Origin of the sequence: Bartonella sp. AP88XZML (assembly GCF_042195565.1) — a bacterium.
Lineage (GTDB): Bacteria > Pseudomonadota > Alphaproteobacteria > Rhizobiales > Rhizobiaceae > Bartonella.
This window is the reverse complement of sequence record NZ_JBHIOQ010000040.1, coordinates 513,050-529,175: the sequence shown is the minus strand read 5'-3', so window position 1 is coordinate 529,175 and position 16,126 is coordinate 513,050. Positions and strand designations below refer to the sequence as shown.

At 38.9% G+C, this 16,126-nt stretch carries 23 protein-coding genes; 4 read left to right on the top strand and 19 right to left on the bottom strand.

Features of this window, described 5'->3' with window-relative positions:
* Nucleotides 1-6: 6 nt before the first annotated feature.
* Nucleotides 7-201, bottom strand: a complete 195-nt coding sequence (locus ACFIK2_RS06440; protein ID WP_375677024.1) for a hypothetical protein — start codon at nucleotides 199-201, stop codon at nucleotides 7-9.
* 86 nt (nucleotides 202-287) lie between these two features.
* Here ACFIK2_RS06440 and ACFIK2_RS06435 point away from each other — a divergent pair, with 86 nt between their 5' ends.
* Complete coding sequence (locus ACFIK2_RS06435) at nucleotides 288-857, top strand: hypothetical protein (protein ID WP_375677023.1); 570 nt, start codon at nucleotides 288-290, stop codon at nucleotides 855-857.
* Between the two features lie 16 nt (nucleotides 858-873).
* On the opposite strand, the gene ACFIK2_RS06430 is transcribed toward ACFIK2_RS06435, so the two are convergent.
* The 3 genes from ACFIK2_RS06430 to ACFIK2_RS06420 all read right to left on the bottom strand — a co-directional run bounded on the left by ACFIK2_RS06430 (nucleotide 874) and on the right by ACFIK2_RS06420 (nucleotide 3,440).
* Entirely contained in the window at nucleotides 874-999 is a 126-nt protein-coding gene (locus tag ACFIK2_RS06430; protein ID WP_375677022.1) for a hypothetical protein, read from the bottom strand.
* Between the two features lie 2,097 nt (nucleotides 1,000-3,096).
* On the bottom strand, nucleotides 3,097-3,231 hold the full coding sequence (locus ACFIK2_RS06425; protein ID WP_375677021.1) for a hypothetical protein: 135 nt from the start codon (nucleotides 3,229-3,231) through the stop codon (nucleotides 3,097-3,099).
* The gene (locus ACFIK2_RS06420; RefSeq protein ID WP_375677020.1) at nucleotides 3,228-3,440 is read right to left on the bottom strand and encodes a hypothetical protein; all 213 of its coding nucleotides are present in this window, start codon (nucleotides 3,438-3,440) and stop codon (nucleotides 3,228-3,230) included. Before ACFIK2_RS06420 ends, ACFIK2_RS06425 begins: the two co-directional genes overlap by 4 nt.
* A 319-nt stretch (nucleotides 3,441-3,759) precedes the next feature.
* Between ACFIK2_RS06420 and ACFIK2_RS06415 the strand changes: the two genes are divergently transcribed.
* Complete coding sequence (locus ACFIK2_RS06415; RefSeq protein WP_375630071.1) at nucleotides 3,760-4,083, top strand: hypothetical protein; 324 nt, start codon at nucleotides 3,760-3,762, stop codon at nucleotides 4,081-4,083.
* 909 nt (nucleotides 4,084-4,992) lie between these two features.
* Here the strand turns inward: ACFIK2_RS06415 and ACFIK2_RS06410 are convergent.
* The 6 genes from ACFIK2_RS06410 to ACFIK2_RS06385 all read right to left on the bottom strand — a co-directional run bounded on the left by ACFIK2_RS06410 (nucleotide 4,993) and on the right by ACFIK2_RS06385 (nucleotide 9,112).
* Nucleotides 4,993-6,162: a DUF6990 domain-containing protein gene (locus ACFIK2_RS06410; protein WP_375677019.1), complete on the bottom strand. Its 1,170-nt coding sequence runs from the start codon at nucleotides 6,160-6,162 to the stop codon at nucleotides 4,993-4,995.
* Nucleotides 6,163-6,175: 13 nt separating this feature from the next.
* A complete protein-coding gene (locus ACFIK2_RS06405) occupies nucleotides 6,176-6,550 on the bottom strand; it encodes a hypothetical protein (RefSeq protein ID WP_375677018.1) in 375 nt (124 codons plus the stop codon).
* A gap of 355 nt (nucleotides 6,551-6,905) precedes the next feature.
* Nucleotides 6,906-7,223, bottom strand: coding sequence for a hypothetical protein (locus ACFIK2_RS06400; RefSeq protein ID WP_375677017.1), 318 nt, complete (start codon nucleotides 7,221-7,223; stop codon nucleotides 6,906-6,908).
* 24 nt (nucleotides 7,224-7,247) lie between these two features.
* Nucleotides 7,248-7,655: a hypothetical protein gene (locus ACFIK2_RS06395; RefSeq protein ID WP_375677016.1), complete on the bottom strand. Its 408-nt coding sequence runs from the start codon at nucleotides 7,653-7,655 to the stop codon at nucleotides 7,248-7,250.
* Nucleotides 7,656-8,201: 546 nt separating this feature from the next.
* Complete coding sequence (locus tag ACFIK2_RS06390) at nucleotides 8,202-8,735, bottom strand: hypothetical protein (RefSeq protein ID WP_375677015.1); 534 nt, start codon at nucleotides 8,733-8,735, stop codon at nucleotides 8,202-8,204.
* Nucleotides 8,736-8,875: 140 nt separating this feature from the next.
* A complete protein-coding gene (locus tag ACFIK2_RS06385) occupies nucleotides 8,876-9,112 on the bottom strand; it encodes a hypothetical protein (protein ID WP_375677014.1) in 237 nt (78 codons plus the stop codon).
* Between the two features lie 615 nt (nucleotides 9,113-9,727).
* Between ACFIK2_RS06385 and ACFIK2_RS06380 the strand changes: the two genes are divergently transcribed.
* Nucleotides 9,728-10,291, top strand: a complete 564-nt coding sequence (locus tag ACFIK2_RS06380; protein WP_375634512.1) for an NADPH-dependent FMN reductase — start codon at nucleotides 9,728-9,730, stop codon at nucleotides 10,289-10,291.
* Between the two features lie 18 nt (nucleotides 10,292-10,309).
* Entirely contained in the window at nucleotides 10,310-10,825 is a 516-nt protein-coding gene (locus ACFIK2_RS06375; RefSeq protein WP_375677013.1) for a short-chain dehydrogenase, read from the top strand.
* 329 nt (nucleotides 10,826-11,154) lie between these two features.
* On the opposite strand, the gene ACFIK2_RS06370 is transcribed toward ACFIK2_RS06375, so the two are convergent.
* The 9 genes from ACFIK2_RS06370 to ACFIK2_RS06330 form a co-directional block, all read right to left on the bottom strand.
* A complete protein-coding gene (locus ACFIK2_RS06370) occupies nucleotides 11,155-11,334 on the bottom strand; it encodes a hypothetical protein (RefSeq protein WP_375677012.1) in 180 nt (59 codons plus the stop codon).
* A 452-nt stretch (nucleotides 11,335-11,786) separates the two neighbouring features.
* Nucleotides 11,787-12,359, bottom strand: coding sequence for a hypothetical protein (locus tag ACFIK2_RS06365; RefSeq protein WP_375677011.1), 573 nt, complete (start codon nucleotides 12,357-12,359; stop codon nucleotides 11,787-11,789).
* 10 nt (nucleotides 12,360-12,369) lie between these two features.
* Complete coding sequence (locus tag ACFIK2_RS06360) at nucleotides 12,370-12,732, bottom strand: hypothetical protein (RefSeq protein ID WP_375640308.1); 363 nt, start codon at nucleotides 12,730-12,732, stop codon at nucleotides 12,370-12,372.
* Nucleotides 12,733-12,820: 88 nt separating this feature from the next.
* Complete coding sequence (locus tag ACFIK2_RS06355; RefSeq protein WP_375640401.1) at nucleotides 12,821-13,957, bottom strand: DUF6990 domain-containing protein; 1,137 nt, start codon at nucleotides 13,955-13,957, stop codon at nucleotides 12,821-12,823.
* A gap of 28 nt (nucleotides 13,958-13,985) precedes the next feature.
* Entirely contained in the window at nucleotides 13,986-14,351 is a 366-nt protein-coding gene (locus ACFIK2_RS06350; protein WP_375677010.1) for a hypothetical protein, read from the bottom strand.
* A gap of 227 nt (nucleotides 14,352-14,578) precedes the next feature.
* Nucleotides 14,579-14,935, bottom strand: a complete 357-nt coding sequence (locus ACFIK2_RS06345) for a hypothetical protein (protein WP_375633362.1) — start codon at nucleotides 14,933-14,935, stop codon at nucleotides 14,579-14,581.
* A 229-nt stretch (nucleotides 14,936-15,164) separates the two neighbouring features.
* A complete protein-coding gene (locus ACFIK2_RS06340) occupies nucleotides 15,165-15,530 on the bottom strand; it encodes a hypothetical protein (protein WP_375636897.1) in 366 nt (121 codons plus the stop codon).
* 2 nt (nucleotides 15,531-15,532) lie between these two features.
* Nucleotides 15,533-15,706: a hypothetical protein gene (locus tag ACFIK2_RS06335; RefSeq protein ID WP_375636896.1), complete on the bottom strand. Its 174-nt coding sequence runs from the start codon at nucleotides 15,704-15,706 to the stop codon at nucleotides 15,533-15,535.
* A gap of 103 nt (nucleotides 15,707-15,809) precedes the next feature.
* Nucleotides 15,810-16,058: a hypothetical protein gene (locus ACFIK2_RS06330; RefSeq protein WP_375634503.1), complete on the bottom strand. Its 249-nt coding sequence runs from the start codon at nucleotides 16,056-16,058 to the stop codon at nucleotides 15,810-15,812.
* Between the last annotated feature and the right edge of the window lie 68 nt (nucleotides 16,059-16,126).

Below are 16,126 nucleotides of genomic sequence, written 5' to 3'. Positions count from 1 at the left end.
ATACAGCTAAACACCAATCCCTTCAGAGACAAAAGCCCGCGCGCCATCACTCACCTCCCTCATCAAGTCATTCAAGGAAAATCCACCATGCGACAAAACACCCCTCTTTTCAAGAGCCAAATCCATGGGGCTCCCACACACAAGCGCAACAGTCCAAGTCACCCCCAAGAGCGCATACCCACACGGCACACTCCAACACATGTCTTCCTCTCATCCCCCTCTTTTGCCTAGAGCAAGCAACATTTTTTAAAAACGAGAAGCAAAATTAAAATTTTTAAGGAGATGCTATGACCCATAAGCAGAAAAAAAATACGCAAACCTGCCCGCTTGATCATCAAAATCAAGGAAAGCACGTTGGTCATTTAAAGACGCAAGAAATCCCTGTTGAAACAAGTAATCCTTATTTTAAACCCAATCATCCAGAAAGTTCCAGCAATCCGCGCACTATCAATGCCATTGCCAATGCACAAAGCCATCCCATTGCCCTTTTATATGCGAAAGGACATCTCAGCAAAGCCCAATATAAAGCAGCAGAACGTTTTTATTTTTACTGGCGTCAAAGCCAAGCCGATCTCCACATGAGCCTTGACTACACCCGTGAAAAGGTTTCCTGTAGCCAAGGGTACACACACCCTATTGAACGTCAAATAGAAGCATCCAATCATTTAAGAACAATCAAAGTTCAACTGGGTATTCTTGGCTATTCACTGCTTGAACGCGTTATCGGCTATGGACAAGCGATAAAAGAATTAAGTTCTTCAAAACGCAAACAAAACTCTCTTGCCGATCATTTACGAGATTGTTTAGACTTGCTCGCATTTCATTGGGGATATGCAAACCATAAACATTTTGAATAATCCCCTCCTCGCCATTTTAAGCGGCCTCCCATGTTGCCCCCGCCCCCTCTAAAGCACTTCCCTCACACACGGGCTCAAGCATTGAGCAGCTCTCGCCCCCATTTCCATTACCTTGCCCCCACCCAAAAGGACAATACTTCACCCCCCTCACATACTTAAGATACACTCCACACTCTTAAAAACAAAAAGCCTTCCCCCATATCAATCCTATAATCATGAGGGGCTCTTAATTCGTTTTTGATTGAAGAATATTATCACGATGCATGCATGCATCATAATATTTTTAAATATAGTTTAATTAATATCGAGTCTTAAAATAAATATTCAATTGAAAAAATTATTAAGTTTTAATGCAAAATGACAAAATTTTTTGTAAAAAGTATTTTTTTATATTGCTATTTTTTCAATTCTCTGCTAATTATAATGTGGTAGGTTCTTTAAGTACGATTTTTTTTGTATTTAGTACGGCCTTTTAAATTTATTCTTTTTTGACACGTCCTGCGAGTCAATGTTAAAATTCTCCTGCTTTTTGGTCCTCTGATTGCGACGGAGGACTTTTTTTTATGACTGTACTTTTTTATAACTGTATTGTCTTAAATCACTTCCTTATGAGCTTTGTGATAATTCCTCCATAAGGTTTACCCGCAAAATAGATCATTCTTTTGTCAAATTGACTTGCGTTCCATTCTTAAAGAACAAAGATTCTTAACTCAATCTGATTTACAAACAGCTTGGATACACTTCCCTCTTGGTTTGCCATTCCCTCTTGGCTTCTATTCAGGGTTTTCCGCTAAACTCAAGGCGCAACAGAAGCTTGCTCTGTCTCAAAAATTCACCACGCCCTTAAAAAAACACTTAAAACATATCCAAGGAAGCTTGCTTCATATCACCAAACCTCACATGACAGTGTTTTACGGCATAACAGTTTACGGCATAACAGAATGACTTAACTATTGGATAACTTTCTTTATCGCCCCCCCAACAGGTTGATGTATCACGACAACATATTGATTTATAATCATCATATCCCGTTATCCATATAAAATTAAGAGACGCTGATATCATAGGGATTCTCTCATTTTAAATTTATTTCATGTTGCATCAATCAACACCTTGTCTTTTCCACATTACAAACATGAGAGACATATGAAATAACGCACTTCAAAGATTTCAAAGATAAAGAATCAAAATGCCTCTTATGAACACGCTCAAGAGCCAAAGGCTGTCATCATATGAGGCGCGAATAGTATGATAATGTGCTGGCTTTTCCTTATGAGAATTTAAAGAAAGGCTTATCCACTTCACAAGAGATTTCTCCATTATCAGATTTACCAATATCCCCAATCACCAATATAATTGTGATGATAAGATAACATAATGTTTTTAAACAAGTAGGTAAGTGTGCAACACAAATATATTCCATTTAGAACATTCTGTTTTATGTGAGTCGCGTAAACTCCCATTAAAAACAAAATCCCTATGAGAAAAAATCTAAAGCGTGAAGATAAAAACATGAGACAAGTGTGATTCCATTCAGATATTGCTCTTTAACCGTCAAACCGAATAAAAATAGATCCGGAAAATATGTTAATCTTCCTACCTTAAGAGATAAACTAAGAATATAGACAACATCTCTCCTAACATTCCCCTTTTTCTAGCATCGCTTAAGAAGCAAAAGTTATACAACTTATTTTGTCATATTATAAAGCACTGTTTTTTAAGGCGGTATTGAAGCAGTTAAAACAATTGAAGTGTTTAGCCAACGCCATCGCCATTAGCAAAGCTAAAAAAACAAACTGTTGAAAAGCCGTGCATATCTTGTGTAAACACAAAAAAAACAAGAAAAAGGCACAAAAATATCTCAATTTTTATAAAAATAATCAGCGTCTTTTACGATTGTATTGACGAACAACCCTTATCACATAATCATCTTAAATATTGAGAATAAAGAATGAATAGCCCTCGCAAATACAGCAACCTATCAATATAAAATATAAAAACAAATCTTTTGGTTATCTCTGTTTCTTATGGAATATGCCTTTCCCTATGGATGCACTTCAGCCTCCAAAGAGTGCATTCAATCCATGGAAAGGATGCACTCTAGCCCTCAAAAAGAGTGCATCCTTCCCCTCAACGGATACCGCCAAACCCTCATAAGGCAGTATCCAATCCATAAAGAGGATGCACTTTAGCCCTCAAAAAGAGTGCATCCTTCCCCTCAACGGATACCGCCAAACCCTCATAAGGCAGTATCCAATCCATAAAGAGGATGCACTCTAGCCCTCAAAAAGAGTGCATCCTTCCCCTCAACGGATACCGCCAAACCCTCATAAGGCAGTATCCAATCCATAAGAGGATGCACTCTAGCCTTCAAAAGAGTGCATCCTTCCCCTCAACAGATACTGCCAAACCCTCATAAGGCAGTATCCAATCCATAAGAGGATGCACTCCGCGCCTTAAAAAGAGTGCATCCTTCCCCTCAACAGATACTGCCAAACCCTCATAAGGCAGTATCCAATCCATAAGAGGATGCACTCCGCGCCTTAAAAAGAGTGCATCCTTCCCTTCAAGGGTTTTACTCAATTTTCATCGCATCTCATTTTTATGAACCCTCATTTTTATGAATCCTTGGTCAAAGGCACAAAAAGAAGTTTGCTAGCAACTATTGTATCACCCACCTTATGGGATTCCACTTGCCTACAGAGCTTTCAAACTTTTTTACGCCTTCATAAAATCAAATCTGAAAGAATTCATTAAGGCAATTAAGGGTAAATTTTGTCAATTTGTAGGCAAAGTTTATTCTTTTTTGTGATTGTTGTATTTTTACTATAGTTATTTAAATCGTATTTATATATGATACGTATCGATATTTATTTATCGAAATAAATATAGGAGAAAAACTATGAATATCAGATATTTTTTCATAGCTGGGGCTATTACAAGTGGTTTAGCTCTCGCGATTCAAAAATCTGATCGTATAGTCAATAAACAACCCTCTCCTATTGTTGCTCCTTATACTATTGAGAAAACAAATTTACATTTTGTTAAACAAGTAAGGGACACATCGGATACATTGAATATACTGAGAGTCAGTAATAGAAGCGCATCAGAACAAGCATCAATCGACGATATATACGATAAAGCAGAAAATTTATTGAATGCACTAGCTGGTTTTTTAGGATCACTTATTATATATTTCGTACAACTTGTTGCTACTAGAATATAAGATACAAAAAGTTCTTAAAGTAAGGTTATATACATTTTGTATATATTGTAAAATTTAAATAAAAAGGCCCTTTATAAAATGGGGCCTTTTTTAGTTTAATTTTTCCTTTGTTTTAGTTTAGTTTTTATTGTGTTTTTATTTTTATTGGCCAAATATCATCGCCTTCAAAAGTGCCATTTTTACTTGTCTCACATCTCAAATGACAAAGGCTCTAACTCCCTAGCTTCGCTCCCATAGCGCTTTCGTTAATAAGGGTCCGCAATCTTCTTGTTCTTCCCAAAAATTCTTCTGTTTTCAAGAAAATGACCATGCATCTCCTCTGTCATCGGATTGGCTTACAGATCTCCATGAAGCAGACTGAAAAACACAAAAACACCATAACTTTTTATATCAATATCACCATACTGAAACACTGTTGAAGCTTAACAAGCGCTGTTTCATTGGCAAGGACTTCTTAAAAAGACAAAAAATACCTCAAAGGCAAAAGAGCTTAACACTGCTCAAAAATGCCATTTTTTGCCTTCCTCTCACCTCAAATGACAAAGGCTCTACCCCCTAGCTTCCCTCCCATAGCACTTTAGTCAATAGAGCTTCCCCATAGCGCTTTAGTCAATGGAGCTTCCCCTCATACCGCTTAAATAAGGCGCTTGAATAAGCAATGATTTATGAGCATTTTCTAACAAAACAACAGAACAGTCTTAAAGAAGAGAGTAGAATTTATAATTGATTTTTCTCCCCTATTCTTGAGGATCAAGCCATTTCCAGTCTATTTTTTAAAATCTTGGCTATTATTCTTGATTTTTTGAGCCCTTTATTTGGCTCTGGTAAGAAAGATGTGAAAGCGTCTCAATCATGGCGCTTTCACATCTTTTAAATAAGAGTGCTTTCCTTCAACAGGAAAGTACAACACTAATCAATTTTTATATCCATAAATGCGATTTTACCATCTTTAATATAAGTAATATCAGGAGCATGTTTTACCCCCTCTGCTTCAAACACGAACTGTTCATCACTCACCCCTTCAAACCCTTGTTCCCTTAATTCTTGTTTTTTCTCCTCAACTAATTTTTTATGAAAAGCGCGTTTTTGATTACACGTATTAGGGGGTCTCACTCTGAAAAACTGATAGTCCATGGCTATAGACCACTTCTCAGCAACCCGTTCCAGTAGATCGTAACTGAACTTTCCTTCCCTTTTCACTTCTTGAGCGATCACCATCGCGCGTTCCAAATGGACTTTTTCAATGGTTTCATCAAAGCCAAGCTTCTCCCCTGCCGTAAAACTTTCGTCATAAGAAGCTAAAGTCTCAACATCGCCCAGCAAGGCAAGAGCAGCAAGATGCAGCAAAGCATAAGGTGCAAACTCTACGTCTCCATCCGGTGCCCAAGATAAAGAGTCTTTTTCCCAAGGGGGAATACTATATTGAGAGCGAAACATTTCAAGCAAAGAATCATCTTCCATTGTCCATTTTAAAGTTTTATCGAGAGCTTTCTTTAAAAGCTTGGCGCTCACTTTTTCTTCAAAAATTTCCAATCCATTGAACACAAAATTTATAAATACTGTTGGCAAAACCCCAGAATTATACGGATTAATCGTCTGACAAGCCGCCGCAAAAATACCGCTCATAATTAAAAGTCCGCGATCAAAAGGCGAAAACTCTTCCACTCGTTTCTCGTTATAAAGAAACTGCACTTCGCGATCTGGTAAAAAGAGGGTTGCCAAATAATCTCCTTTTCCCTCGATGTCCACAGACCACCCCAAGCTTTTTAAAAGCGCTGTTGCACTTTCTATCGTGAGAATTTCATCATCATCATAACCGACAAAGGGTTCTTTTTCCTTTTCCTTTAGTTGCAAACGCCTCTTCTGCAGCACGGCTTCATCTTTCCAAAACTGCTGCATTGCAAGATCATTTTCTTTAAGCACGCGTTCCAACGCGCCTTTCACTTGGAAATTCATTTTCATCCGTTTAAAGACAGAGGTATAAAGAGCTAAAACAAGCATGATAATGATCATGCAAATAACAATCATCACCCAAAACAGGGGATCTAATAGAAATACGGCTATAGGATCACTGTTCATTTTTCCCCCCTCACTATTTACACAACCCGTGCGACAGAGAGCTTATTTGCTCTCGCTCAGAGAGCGCTTCGTCTAGTTTCTGAATATTTTTGTACAACTCACCCGTCACTTTGGTGCGAAGCCGTAACATAACCGGAATAAAAATAATGACACAGACCGTTATGGCGACCGTCGTTTTAAAGAGAACGGCATGCACAACATATTGCCACCCTGTCAGCTGCCAATTTAATACACCTGGTATTTCTAGAACCATTCTCCAGATGACAATGAGAACCGCAATAGCAAAGATAATTTTATAATCCTTTGCTGAGAGCAACACTTGCTGGAGCGAAAAAGAATGCGCTCCTTTATGCGTTTCTTGCTCTGATGTCCAATTTTGCTCCTTCATGTATTCCCCTCTCACTCTTTGAAAAGACCCGTGTGACAGAGAGCTTATTTGCTATCACACAGAGATTGCCTCTTCTCGTTTCTGGATCTTTTTTTCCAATTTACGCATTATGATGATGCAAAACCCAAATACCACCGGAATAAAGAAAAGTACACAGGCCGTTATGGCTTACGTCATAATAATAAAAATTATAATATTCTTGCTACCTTGCCCCCCTCTTACCTTCCTCACATCTCAAATAGTGAAGATTTTCAAACCACACCAATCTATAAACAATAGTCACAATTCAGCTTTTTCTTCCTAAAAATTCTCCTATTTTCAAGAAAATGACCCTGCAACCCCACTTCAATAGGATTCATTTCAAAGCTTGAATGAACAAGGCTCCTAAAAATACGAAAACAACCCATATACCGCGTGCCCCTACAAGCAAAACCGTTCCTTCCTCACGCCTCAAACGATAAAGTAAGTCCCAAGCACTCACTCTAGGCTCTAAACCCCACGGGCTCTTATTCCCTTTAATCAACACTGATCCAGTATCGGCTTTTCTTCCACTCAATGCCACCCAACACTGCTCCTTTAAAGCAATGTTTACGGACAACCCATAAAGAGCACCAAACCATCTCAGAGGCAAAATGGTATAGAGAGCAATCCCTATAAAGGCTGAATCTCTCATAATTTCTTCATTATTTTTTCCCTCTCATGACTTCTCAAGCGCTGTATCCTGTTCTTTCAAGACGTTTTTCAGTTCTTTTCTTAAACAGCGATACGTTCTCACCTGCTTAAAGACACCATAATAAAGTTCCAAAATCATCATGGGAATAACAGCAACCCACACTGTCACGAACATAAGCACGAGAACAAATATCATGACAAGAATATCACCCTTTTTTTCTCTATCGCCTTTTTTATACCAATCCTTTTGATCGGTTATTTTACCCCGTTGCTTGTTTATTTCTTTCAATTTTTGAGTATTTTTTCTCAACAAAAGCCACAATGTTATGCAGAGTATCAACATAACTGGGAACAAGACCCAAACACACACTGTAATAATTTGCCAAAACGTACACAAAGAGAGAAAAAGGGGTGTATCCTGCCACCCTGTCAAGTTCTCTTTGCTGCCTAAGGATGGGAGAAAGAAAATCTTGCTCCACAATTCAAGAGAGAAAAAGCTGTACTCTTTTCTATCCAAGGATGAGAGAGAGAGAATCCTGTTCCACAGCTCAAGAAAGAAAATCCTGTTCCACAACTCAATAATGAGGGAGAGGAAACAAATGACAACACGCTCTTTCTCAGAAAAAACACTTTTTTCGAAAAAATGGCGCAGTCCATTATAAAATGCTGAATTTTTCCCCTTCATTGCTCTTCCTTTTTTTATGAAAAACGCATTTCTTTATCTCATGCCCGCTTTTTTAAGAACCACGAAAAGTGCGATGCATGGCGCTTCCCTTGTTTTCAACAAAAAACCCCAACTTTCTAAAAGCGCTGTTGCTTTTCCAAATGATTAAGAGCATCCTCCTCATTACAAACCTGATAGGCCTCTTTATCCTCTTTACCTGATGATTTTCCAACCATCCCCTCTTCTTGTGTCATGAGCTTCTAAACATTGCCTCTTACCCCTCACGATAGCTACAAAAGCGCCTTGTCACTCTCTTTATCTTACGCGTTTTAATGCCCGTCTCACTTTACGATACGTTCTCACCTGCTTGAAAACAAAATAATAAAATTCTAAAATGAGCATGACAACACCCGCAGGAAAAAAGACGTTTAGCAGAAATATCAACCAAAAGTATACGATAAAAAAACAGATTATTTTTTCTCTATTGTTTTTTACTGGATTATTTTGTTGATCGATTGTGTGACCCCGTTGCTGGATAGCCTCTTCTAACTGCTGAATCTTTTTTTTCAACAAATACATTAAGATGAGATAAAGCACCAATAAAACAGGCATCAAGGCAACAACAACAACCATGATGACTTCACGCAGCACAAAGAGCGCCAAAAGAGTGCTATCCTGTGATACACTCAACGGCCACTTGGCTTCTAATGGGATCAAAAGAACTTTATAACCTATCCCAACAAGGATAGAAATAAGACAAATAATCATATGATCTTTATAAGAACGAAATGATTTTCCAAAAAAAAGAGAGCACCGTTTGTTATAAAATGTGGAATTTTCCCCCTTCATTTGCTCTTCCCTTTTATGCAACTGTTTGTCCCTAACTTTATAACGACACGCATAATCTCTCAAAGCACAATTGCATCCATTATCGTCAAACAGAACACCCCAGAGAACACTTGTATTGCATATTTATGTTGCCAATAGTTTTACCAATTCACGTACCTGTTTAAAAAAAAACATCTCTCAACACTTCCAAACCAATGCGCATCCACCTCCATTTCATGAACAGCCCCCATGAAGGGGATAACAATAGCGCCCCCATAAATATATCCCCTTACTATAAACTCTATCACCACCATTGTTTCAATAAAAAATGTAATCCGGCACCATTCATATACGCCCCCTGAGTCCTCTACAATAGCCTTATCCTCCCCTTGCGACAAGCCACGCCATAACCCCGTTCCTCAACACGGATAACCCCATTAGCCTAAGGCTCCTACGACAACCCCACCCCTGCCCAAAAAACAGGCATATCTAGCTTCTACGATAGTCTTTATCCCTTGAAAAGACAGAAGCATTTTTATTCTTTTCTCAATTGTTTTCCGCCCACTTAAGACATAAAAAAAGGAACTTCCATTGATTTGCCAATGATCGCGCAATAAGAGCATTTGAAATGAGAAAATCTTACAACTTTCTTATTCCAATTAAAAAGGATCAATGATCATTATAAATCAAAATATGACGATACATTCCATTTTTCATTGGGGATCTTGCAAGCCAATAGCTTAGAATATATTCATCAAAGCGCTTCTAAGACAGAGAGACAGCCGCGATTCTTGAGATCAAGCATTTTAATATTAATGAAAGCACTAACATTCCCTTACAAGTTTGAGGTGTTGTTTTGTCAACAATCTTGTTAGCATGGACTGATTCTATGATGATGCGATATCATCACAATTGCTCTTTATGGACAGCATAATAATACGCGCCATTTTACTCACAATTCTTTATAAGCCTTGCGTTATAGGCTTGTGGGGAAAAGATAAAGGAGAATCCTGTTGAATATAGCAATTATTTTGGGGTCTGTGCGTCAACCTTCCTTAACAAGAACTTTAGCCAATTATTTAGCCGATTGCCTCATAAAGCGGGGTGCATCACTTCATTGGGTTGATTTGCGTGAACAGCCCTTGCCGATGACAGATCCAGATTATCATCAGCAGGTTGAGGCTAATCCAAGTGCTGCGGTTCGTAAGTTTGTAAAAACCATTGCAGCGGCTGATGGCGTTATTCTAGCAAGCCCCGTTTATCAAGGGTCTTATTCGGGTGTTTTAAAAAATGCTCTTGATAATTTGAGCTATAATGCCTTTTTAAATAAACCTGTTGGGCTTATCTCTCATGGAAGTACCGCCAAAAAATGCGCACAACCGTGTGAACATTTATTGCCGTTGGTGCGCACGCTTTATGGTTATGCACTCCAATGTCAAATCGCCTCTTCCAACGAAGATTTTTCCTCAGATGATGAAGGTCGTACTTGGAAAGTTATAAGTGAAGAGGTACAAACACGTTGTGAAAGACTTGCTGATGAAATGTACACATTTTTAAAGCAAAGAGGTGGGATTTAAAGCAAAGAGGGAGGGAGCATGAAAAAAAAGGAAGCACACTATCGTTATTTAGTGGTAGGGGGCACAGGGATGCTAGCCCCTTTGTGTCAATCACTAGAGCCAAAAGAAGTGATTATTGCTGCACGCTTTCTTTCCCATAAAGTTCAGCTTGAGGCATTGCAAAAACAGCATATGTGTGTGCCATTGAATTATGATTGTGCGGCATCAAAGGCACAATTTTTAGAAGCTGTGAAGCAATGGCATAATCTAAAATATTGCATATTATGGATTCATTCACCCGCCCATGCATTTTCTTGCGCATTAATTGAGCAGTTAGCTCTTTTACCTAAACCACCATGTATTCTTCATATTTTTGGTTCCAACACGCATGATCAAATGATCCTCGAGTGCGCGCGCAAAAACAAGGTTGATTTTATCCCCATTCAATTAGGACAAAAAACAATGACAAAAGGTTCACGAAGGCTGCCCCAACAGGAGATAAGCCAACAGGTACTGGATGCCATAAAAACACATATGAATAAACAAAACTTATGATCAATACCTCTTGCCATGCAAAGAAGCCGAGCCCCCTCAATCTCTATCCATACCCAAACATCCTCTTGAATAGCCCATACTCTCTTACATCATAAGCTTTGAGAACGAACAGTTCCCCTCCTTTACGCCTCTAAACAGCATCCTTATATCAACAGCTTCAGAACCAAACTTTTTTCCTCCTCACACGGGCTTATCCCCTCCCCACAACCATCACAGCCCTTAAGCAACCACATACCCTATTACAGTTTCACGTTTTTACGATTTTGCAAATTCACAGAAAACAAGCAAACTTCCGATCAACCGCCCCATTAAAGCCTATCACCAGCCTATTACAAACCTATCACCAGCCTATTCATTGCCAACAGCCCTTTTCCCCCAACACCCTCCATTCCCCCAATCCCCCATTCCCACATTCCAATTTTGACGCATTTCACAATCCAGCCTTTACGCCTCTCCATTGGCGCCCTCTTCTCCCCAACCGCCCCACAACCGTCACAGCCCTTGACCAACCACACCCGCTTTTACAGTTTCACGCTTTTACGATTTTGAAAATTTACAGAAAACAAGCAAACTGTCGATAAACCGCCCCATTAAAGCCTATACAAGCCTATCACCAGCCTATTACAAACCTACCATCAGCCTATTCATTGCCATCAACCCTTTTCCCCCAGAGATCAGCGTAAAATGAGAAAAACAATCGATGCCCTCCTCCCACGTCATGAAGCAATGGCATGATCTAAAACTCACACCTCCCCCCATGACACGAGCACTACATGCGCTTTTTCAGCGCTGCATTTAATTGCCGCGTAACCTTGTAATACGATATCAAACGCTTGATAAAAGAAATATACAGTGCCACAATGGGTATTGTTAAGAAAAAATCAAAAACACCCCCCAGCAGAATGATTAAAATCACCGTCCAAAATGCCGCTATTTCGTAATGCATTTTATCCCCTTCCCTTTATAAATTGATTGATTGGGTTGCTTCAGTCACTTCTTCCAACTGCTGAATCTTCTTTTTCAATCGATGGGTTAAAATTTCACGAAGGATCACAACAACAGGGATCGTTGCAAAAATACATACCGATAAAAAAAACCAGAAAAGCAAGAGAATGGCAAAATATTCAAATCTGCTCTCATCTATCTCATCTATCCCTTTAAAGAAAATCACATAGACATAAGCTTTGAAAAATATAATGATGAAAGAGAGGCATGCGTGGAGGATATAATCTTTGCGTGAAAAAGCGAGCCATTTTTTTAACGAATAGAAACTTATCTGTGTTTCTAGTGCTAAGTTTTGCGGCACTCTCTCTTTTTCTTTTTCGCTTTTTTCAAAGAAACAAAAACGCTGTGGATGTTTTTTCATCAAACGTCTTTGTTTTTTCACTCTGTAATAGAGCCTCAAACGCTTGATTAAAGAATAATAAGGCGCCACAATAATCATATTCACAAAAATGGCAAAAACTGTAACTGCATTTAGAAGAAAATATCCAACCGGCAGAAACAAAATAAAAAACGCGATCTCACCCCTCATGCGTATAACCTCATTGATTAATCTCTTGCTGCTTTGTTTTTTCTTTTAGTTTTTTCAATCTGCGCTCTTTAAAACGATAAATCCCCCACAAAATAGGAAGGGGTGTGAGAAGACAAAACCATATCAACACTGGTAAGAGAAAAATAAGAGAACCAATTCCTTCCCATCTTGTCCATTGCAACGGCTGTACCAGAGATTTTGCACCCGCAGGAACTTCTAAAGCCATCATGATAAGGCATGTATAAAACATGATGAAAAAGCGGTGCCCTATTATTTTACACCGTCCCACCCCTTTACGCATTTCCACTGAAGACACTATAAATTTTCTAAATGAAAAGAAAGACACTTCAAATGTTGCTTTTTTCTCCTGCATTGTTCCCCTCTGCTTTTACGCTTCGCGCTTTTTACGCATTATTTTCAGGTTTAAGCTCTTTTTAATTTATCTAAACTCTTTATTTTTCTCAATAATTCTTTTCATCAATCCTAATTTCTACATCCATATATTCTAACTCCCCATCCTTTATGTAAAGAATATCGGGACGATAGTTTTTTCCATCAACCTCACAAATCGCGTCCTTTTCGTAAACAAAATATCCCTGTTGCCTTAATTCTTGTCTTTTTTCCTCGATCAAATTTTCATAAGAATCTCTTCTTCTATTGCACAAATTGGGATCTGTAGCTCTAAAACATTCATAGCTTTCTACCTCCATGGAAAAATCCTTTGCCGCCTGTTGAAGCAAATCGTAACTGGGTTGCTTTGTCTTTTCTACCGCCTGAGCAATCACCATCGCGCGTTCCAGATGCTCTTCTTCGATGCTTGTTTCAAAGCCCAGCTTCTCACCTTCCATAAAGCTTTTGTGATAAGAGTGTAAAGTTTCAACATCGCCCATCAAAGCCAGAGCCGCAAGATAACGCAGGGAATAAGAAGCCAACCGAGGGACCACAGTTTTGTTTTCCCAAGGCAGGATTCTATATTGAGAGTGAAGCATCTTGCCAAGATCAACCTCAGTCATTGCCTTTTCTAAAGTTTTCTCGAGTGCACGACGTAAACATCCAACGCTTACCTTTTCTTCAAAAATTTCCACCCCCTTCACATCAAAACTCAATTCAAGAGCAATCAAGCCTCCAGAATTATAAGGGTCTATCGTTTGGCAAGCCGCCGCATGGATACCAGAAACCACCGCAATTGCACAATCAAATCGCGGATACCCCTTCTCAGCATTATAAAGAAACTGCACTTCACGATCTGGTAAATAATAGGTGGCCAAATGATCTCCTTTTCCTTCAATTTCCACCTTCCACCCCAAACTCTTTAAAAGCGCCGTTGCACTTTCCATCGTTAAGATTTCCTCATCAGAAAGAGAAAACTCTTTTTCCTCAGATAACGGCTTAATCATCGGCGTTGCTCCACTAGACGGCTCAAAAGCGACAGGTTGTTCAAGCACGCGGCTTAATTCTTTTGTCACTTGGCAATATAGTCTCACCCGCTTGAAAGTAGAGTAATACAATGCCCAAATAAACATCACGACCACGGCAGAAAGCAGCGTGAAAAGCGTCAAGCCCACACCCCACGAGAGTACAACAATAATATCCATCATTTTAATATCTATCATTTTCTCCGCCCCTTCATGCGCTGTTTTGTTGAGAAGCGGTTTTTCTCCGCTTCCAGATTGCTTGCTCCAACATATCGATCTTTTCTTTCAACAGAACCGTGAAAATGATACGAACCACAAAGGCAACAGGGATGAACAAAAAAATAAACCATGATATAAGCTCCATAATTAACGAGAGAGCTGCCACGACATCCCCTTCCCACTCCGCCAACTTCCACCCAAGCAACATGGGTACGAAGCGAAGAGCCGTTCTTAAAGCTGCCACAATGAAAGCAATACAAAAGATGACTTTATAATTTTTGCGTGTCAGAAACGCTTCTTCAAGCGCAAAAGACCGTGGTTCTTCATCCAATGATGCATCTTTTCCATTGCCCCTCATTTTTACCCCTCATTTGTTTCAATTTCTAAGTCATTTTCATGAACCGAAGCTTTCGTCCTCACAATGAATGAGGGTTCATCAATATCAAGCGCTTGTATCCCTCATCTTTTATAAAGACAATATCAAAGGTGCATTTTTTTTCATCACCTTCAAACATCGCACGAATAGAAACTCTCCTACAATGCATGAGAATATATAAAGACCAGTATTCATTTTCTGCCCGCCCTTCACACGCTGTTTTGTTGGTAAGCCGTTTTTCTTCGCTTCCAGAGTGCTTGATCCAACTGCTCGATCTTTTTTTTCAACAAACGCGTAAAGATGATACGGACCACAAAGGCAACAGGAATGAGTACAAAAAGAAGCGCTGATATAAAAACCAATATTAATGTTAAAATGAACAGGATATAATTCCACCACCCTGTCAAATCCCACTTAAAAAACATAAAGAATGCCATTATAAAAGCTGACACAATGAAAGCAATACAAAAGATGACTTTATAATTTTTGCTTGTCAGAAACGCTTCTTCCAGCGAAAAAGACCGTGGTTCTTCATCCAATGATGCATTTTTTCCATTGCCCCTCATTTTTTACCCCTCATTTGTTTCAATTTCTAAGCCATTTTCATGAACCGAAGCTTTCGTCCTCACAATGGATGAGGGTTCAATCAATATCAAGCGCTTGTATCCCTCATCTTTTATAAAGACAATATCAGCGGTGCATTTTTTTCCATCACCTTCAAACATTGCACGAAGAGAAGTGCTCCTACAACACATGAGAATATATAAAGACCTGTATTCATTTTCTGCTCGCCCTTCACGCGCGGTTTTGTTGATAATTGTTTTTTCTTCGCTGCCAAATTACTTGATCCAATTTATCGAGCTTTTTTTTCAACAAACGCGTAAAGATGATACGGACCACAAAGGCAACAGGAATGAATACAAAAATTAAATCTAATATAACCTGCACGATGCAAAAGAGAACTGTTATGACATCCCCTTCCCACCCCGCCAACTTCCACTCAAGCCACATGAGTAAGAAGAGAAGAGCCGTTCTTAAAGCTGACACAATGAAAGCAATACAAAAGATGACTTTATAATTTTTGCTTGTCAGAAACGTTTCTTCCAGCGAAAAAGACCGTGGCTCTTCATCCAATGGTGCATTTTTTCCATTGCCCCTCATTTTTACCCCTCATTTGTTTCAATTTCTAAGCCATTTTCATGAACTGAAGCTTTCGTCCTCACAATGGATGAGGGTTCAATCAATATCACGCGCTTGTATCCCTCATTTTTTATAAAGACAATATCAGCGGTGCATTTTTTTCCATCACCTTCAAACATCATGTTTTCATCACTCACAGTGTACCCCCTATTGTCTTAAGGCTTCTCTTTTCTCCTCGATCAAATTTTCATAAAAATATCTTCTTCTATTGCACAAATTTGGGTCTATGGTTCTAAAATTCTAAGTGCTCTTTTTATTTTCAGGAAGATAAGCTGCTTTCCAAAGAAGAAGCAAACGAGTGCAAGAAAATCGTAACGAAGTTGCTTTGTCTTTATGACGATTTGAATCATCTAGCAAAACCGGCCCAAATAGATTTTTTCGATATTTTTTTTCAAAGCCCAAACTTTCATCTTCCATAAAGTTTTTATGAGAAAGCTGCCAAATGTTAACATCAGCCCTCAATACCAAAGCCCCAAGGTAGTGTAGCAAAGAAGAGTCCACTTGAGAGATAGAACAATTTCCTTTTCCCAAGGAAGGGTGTTCTATTGAAAGCCAAG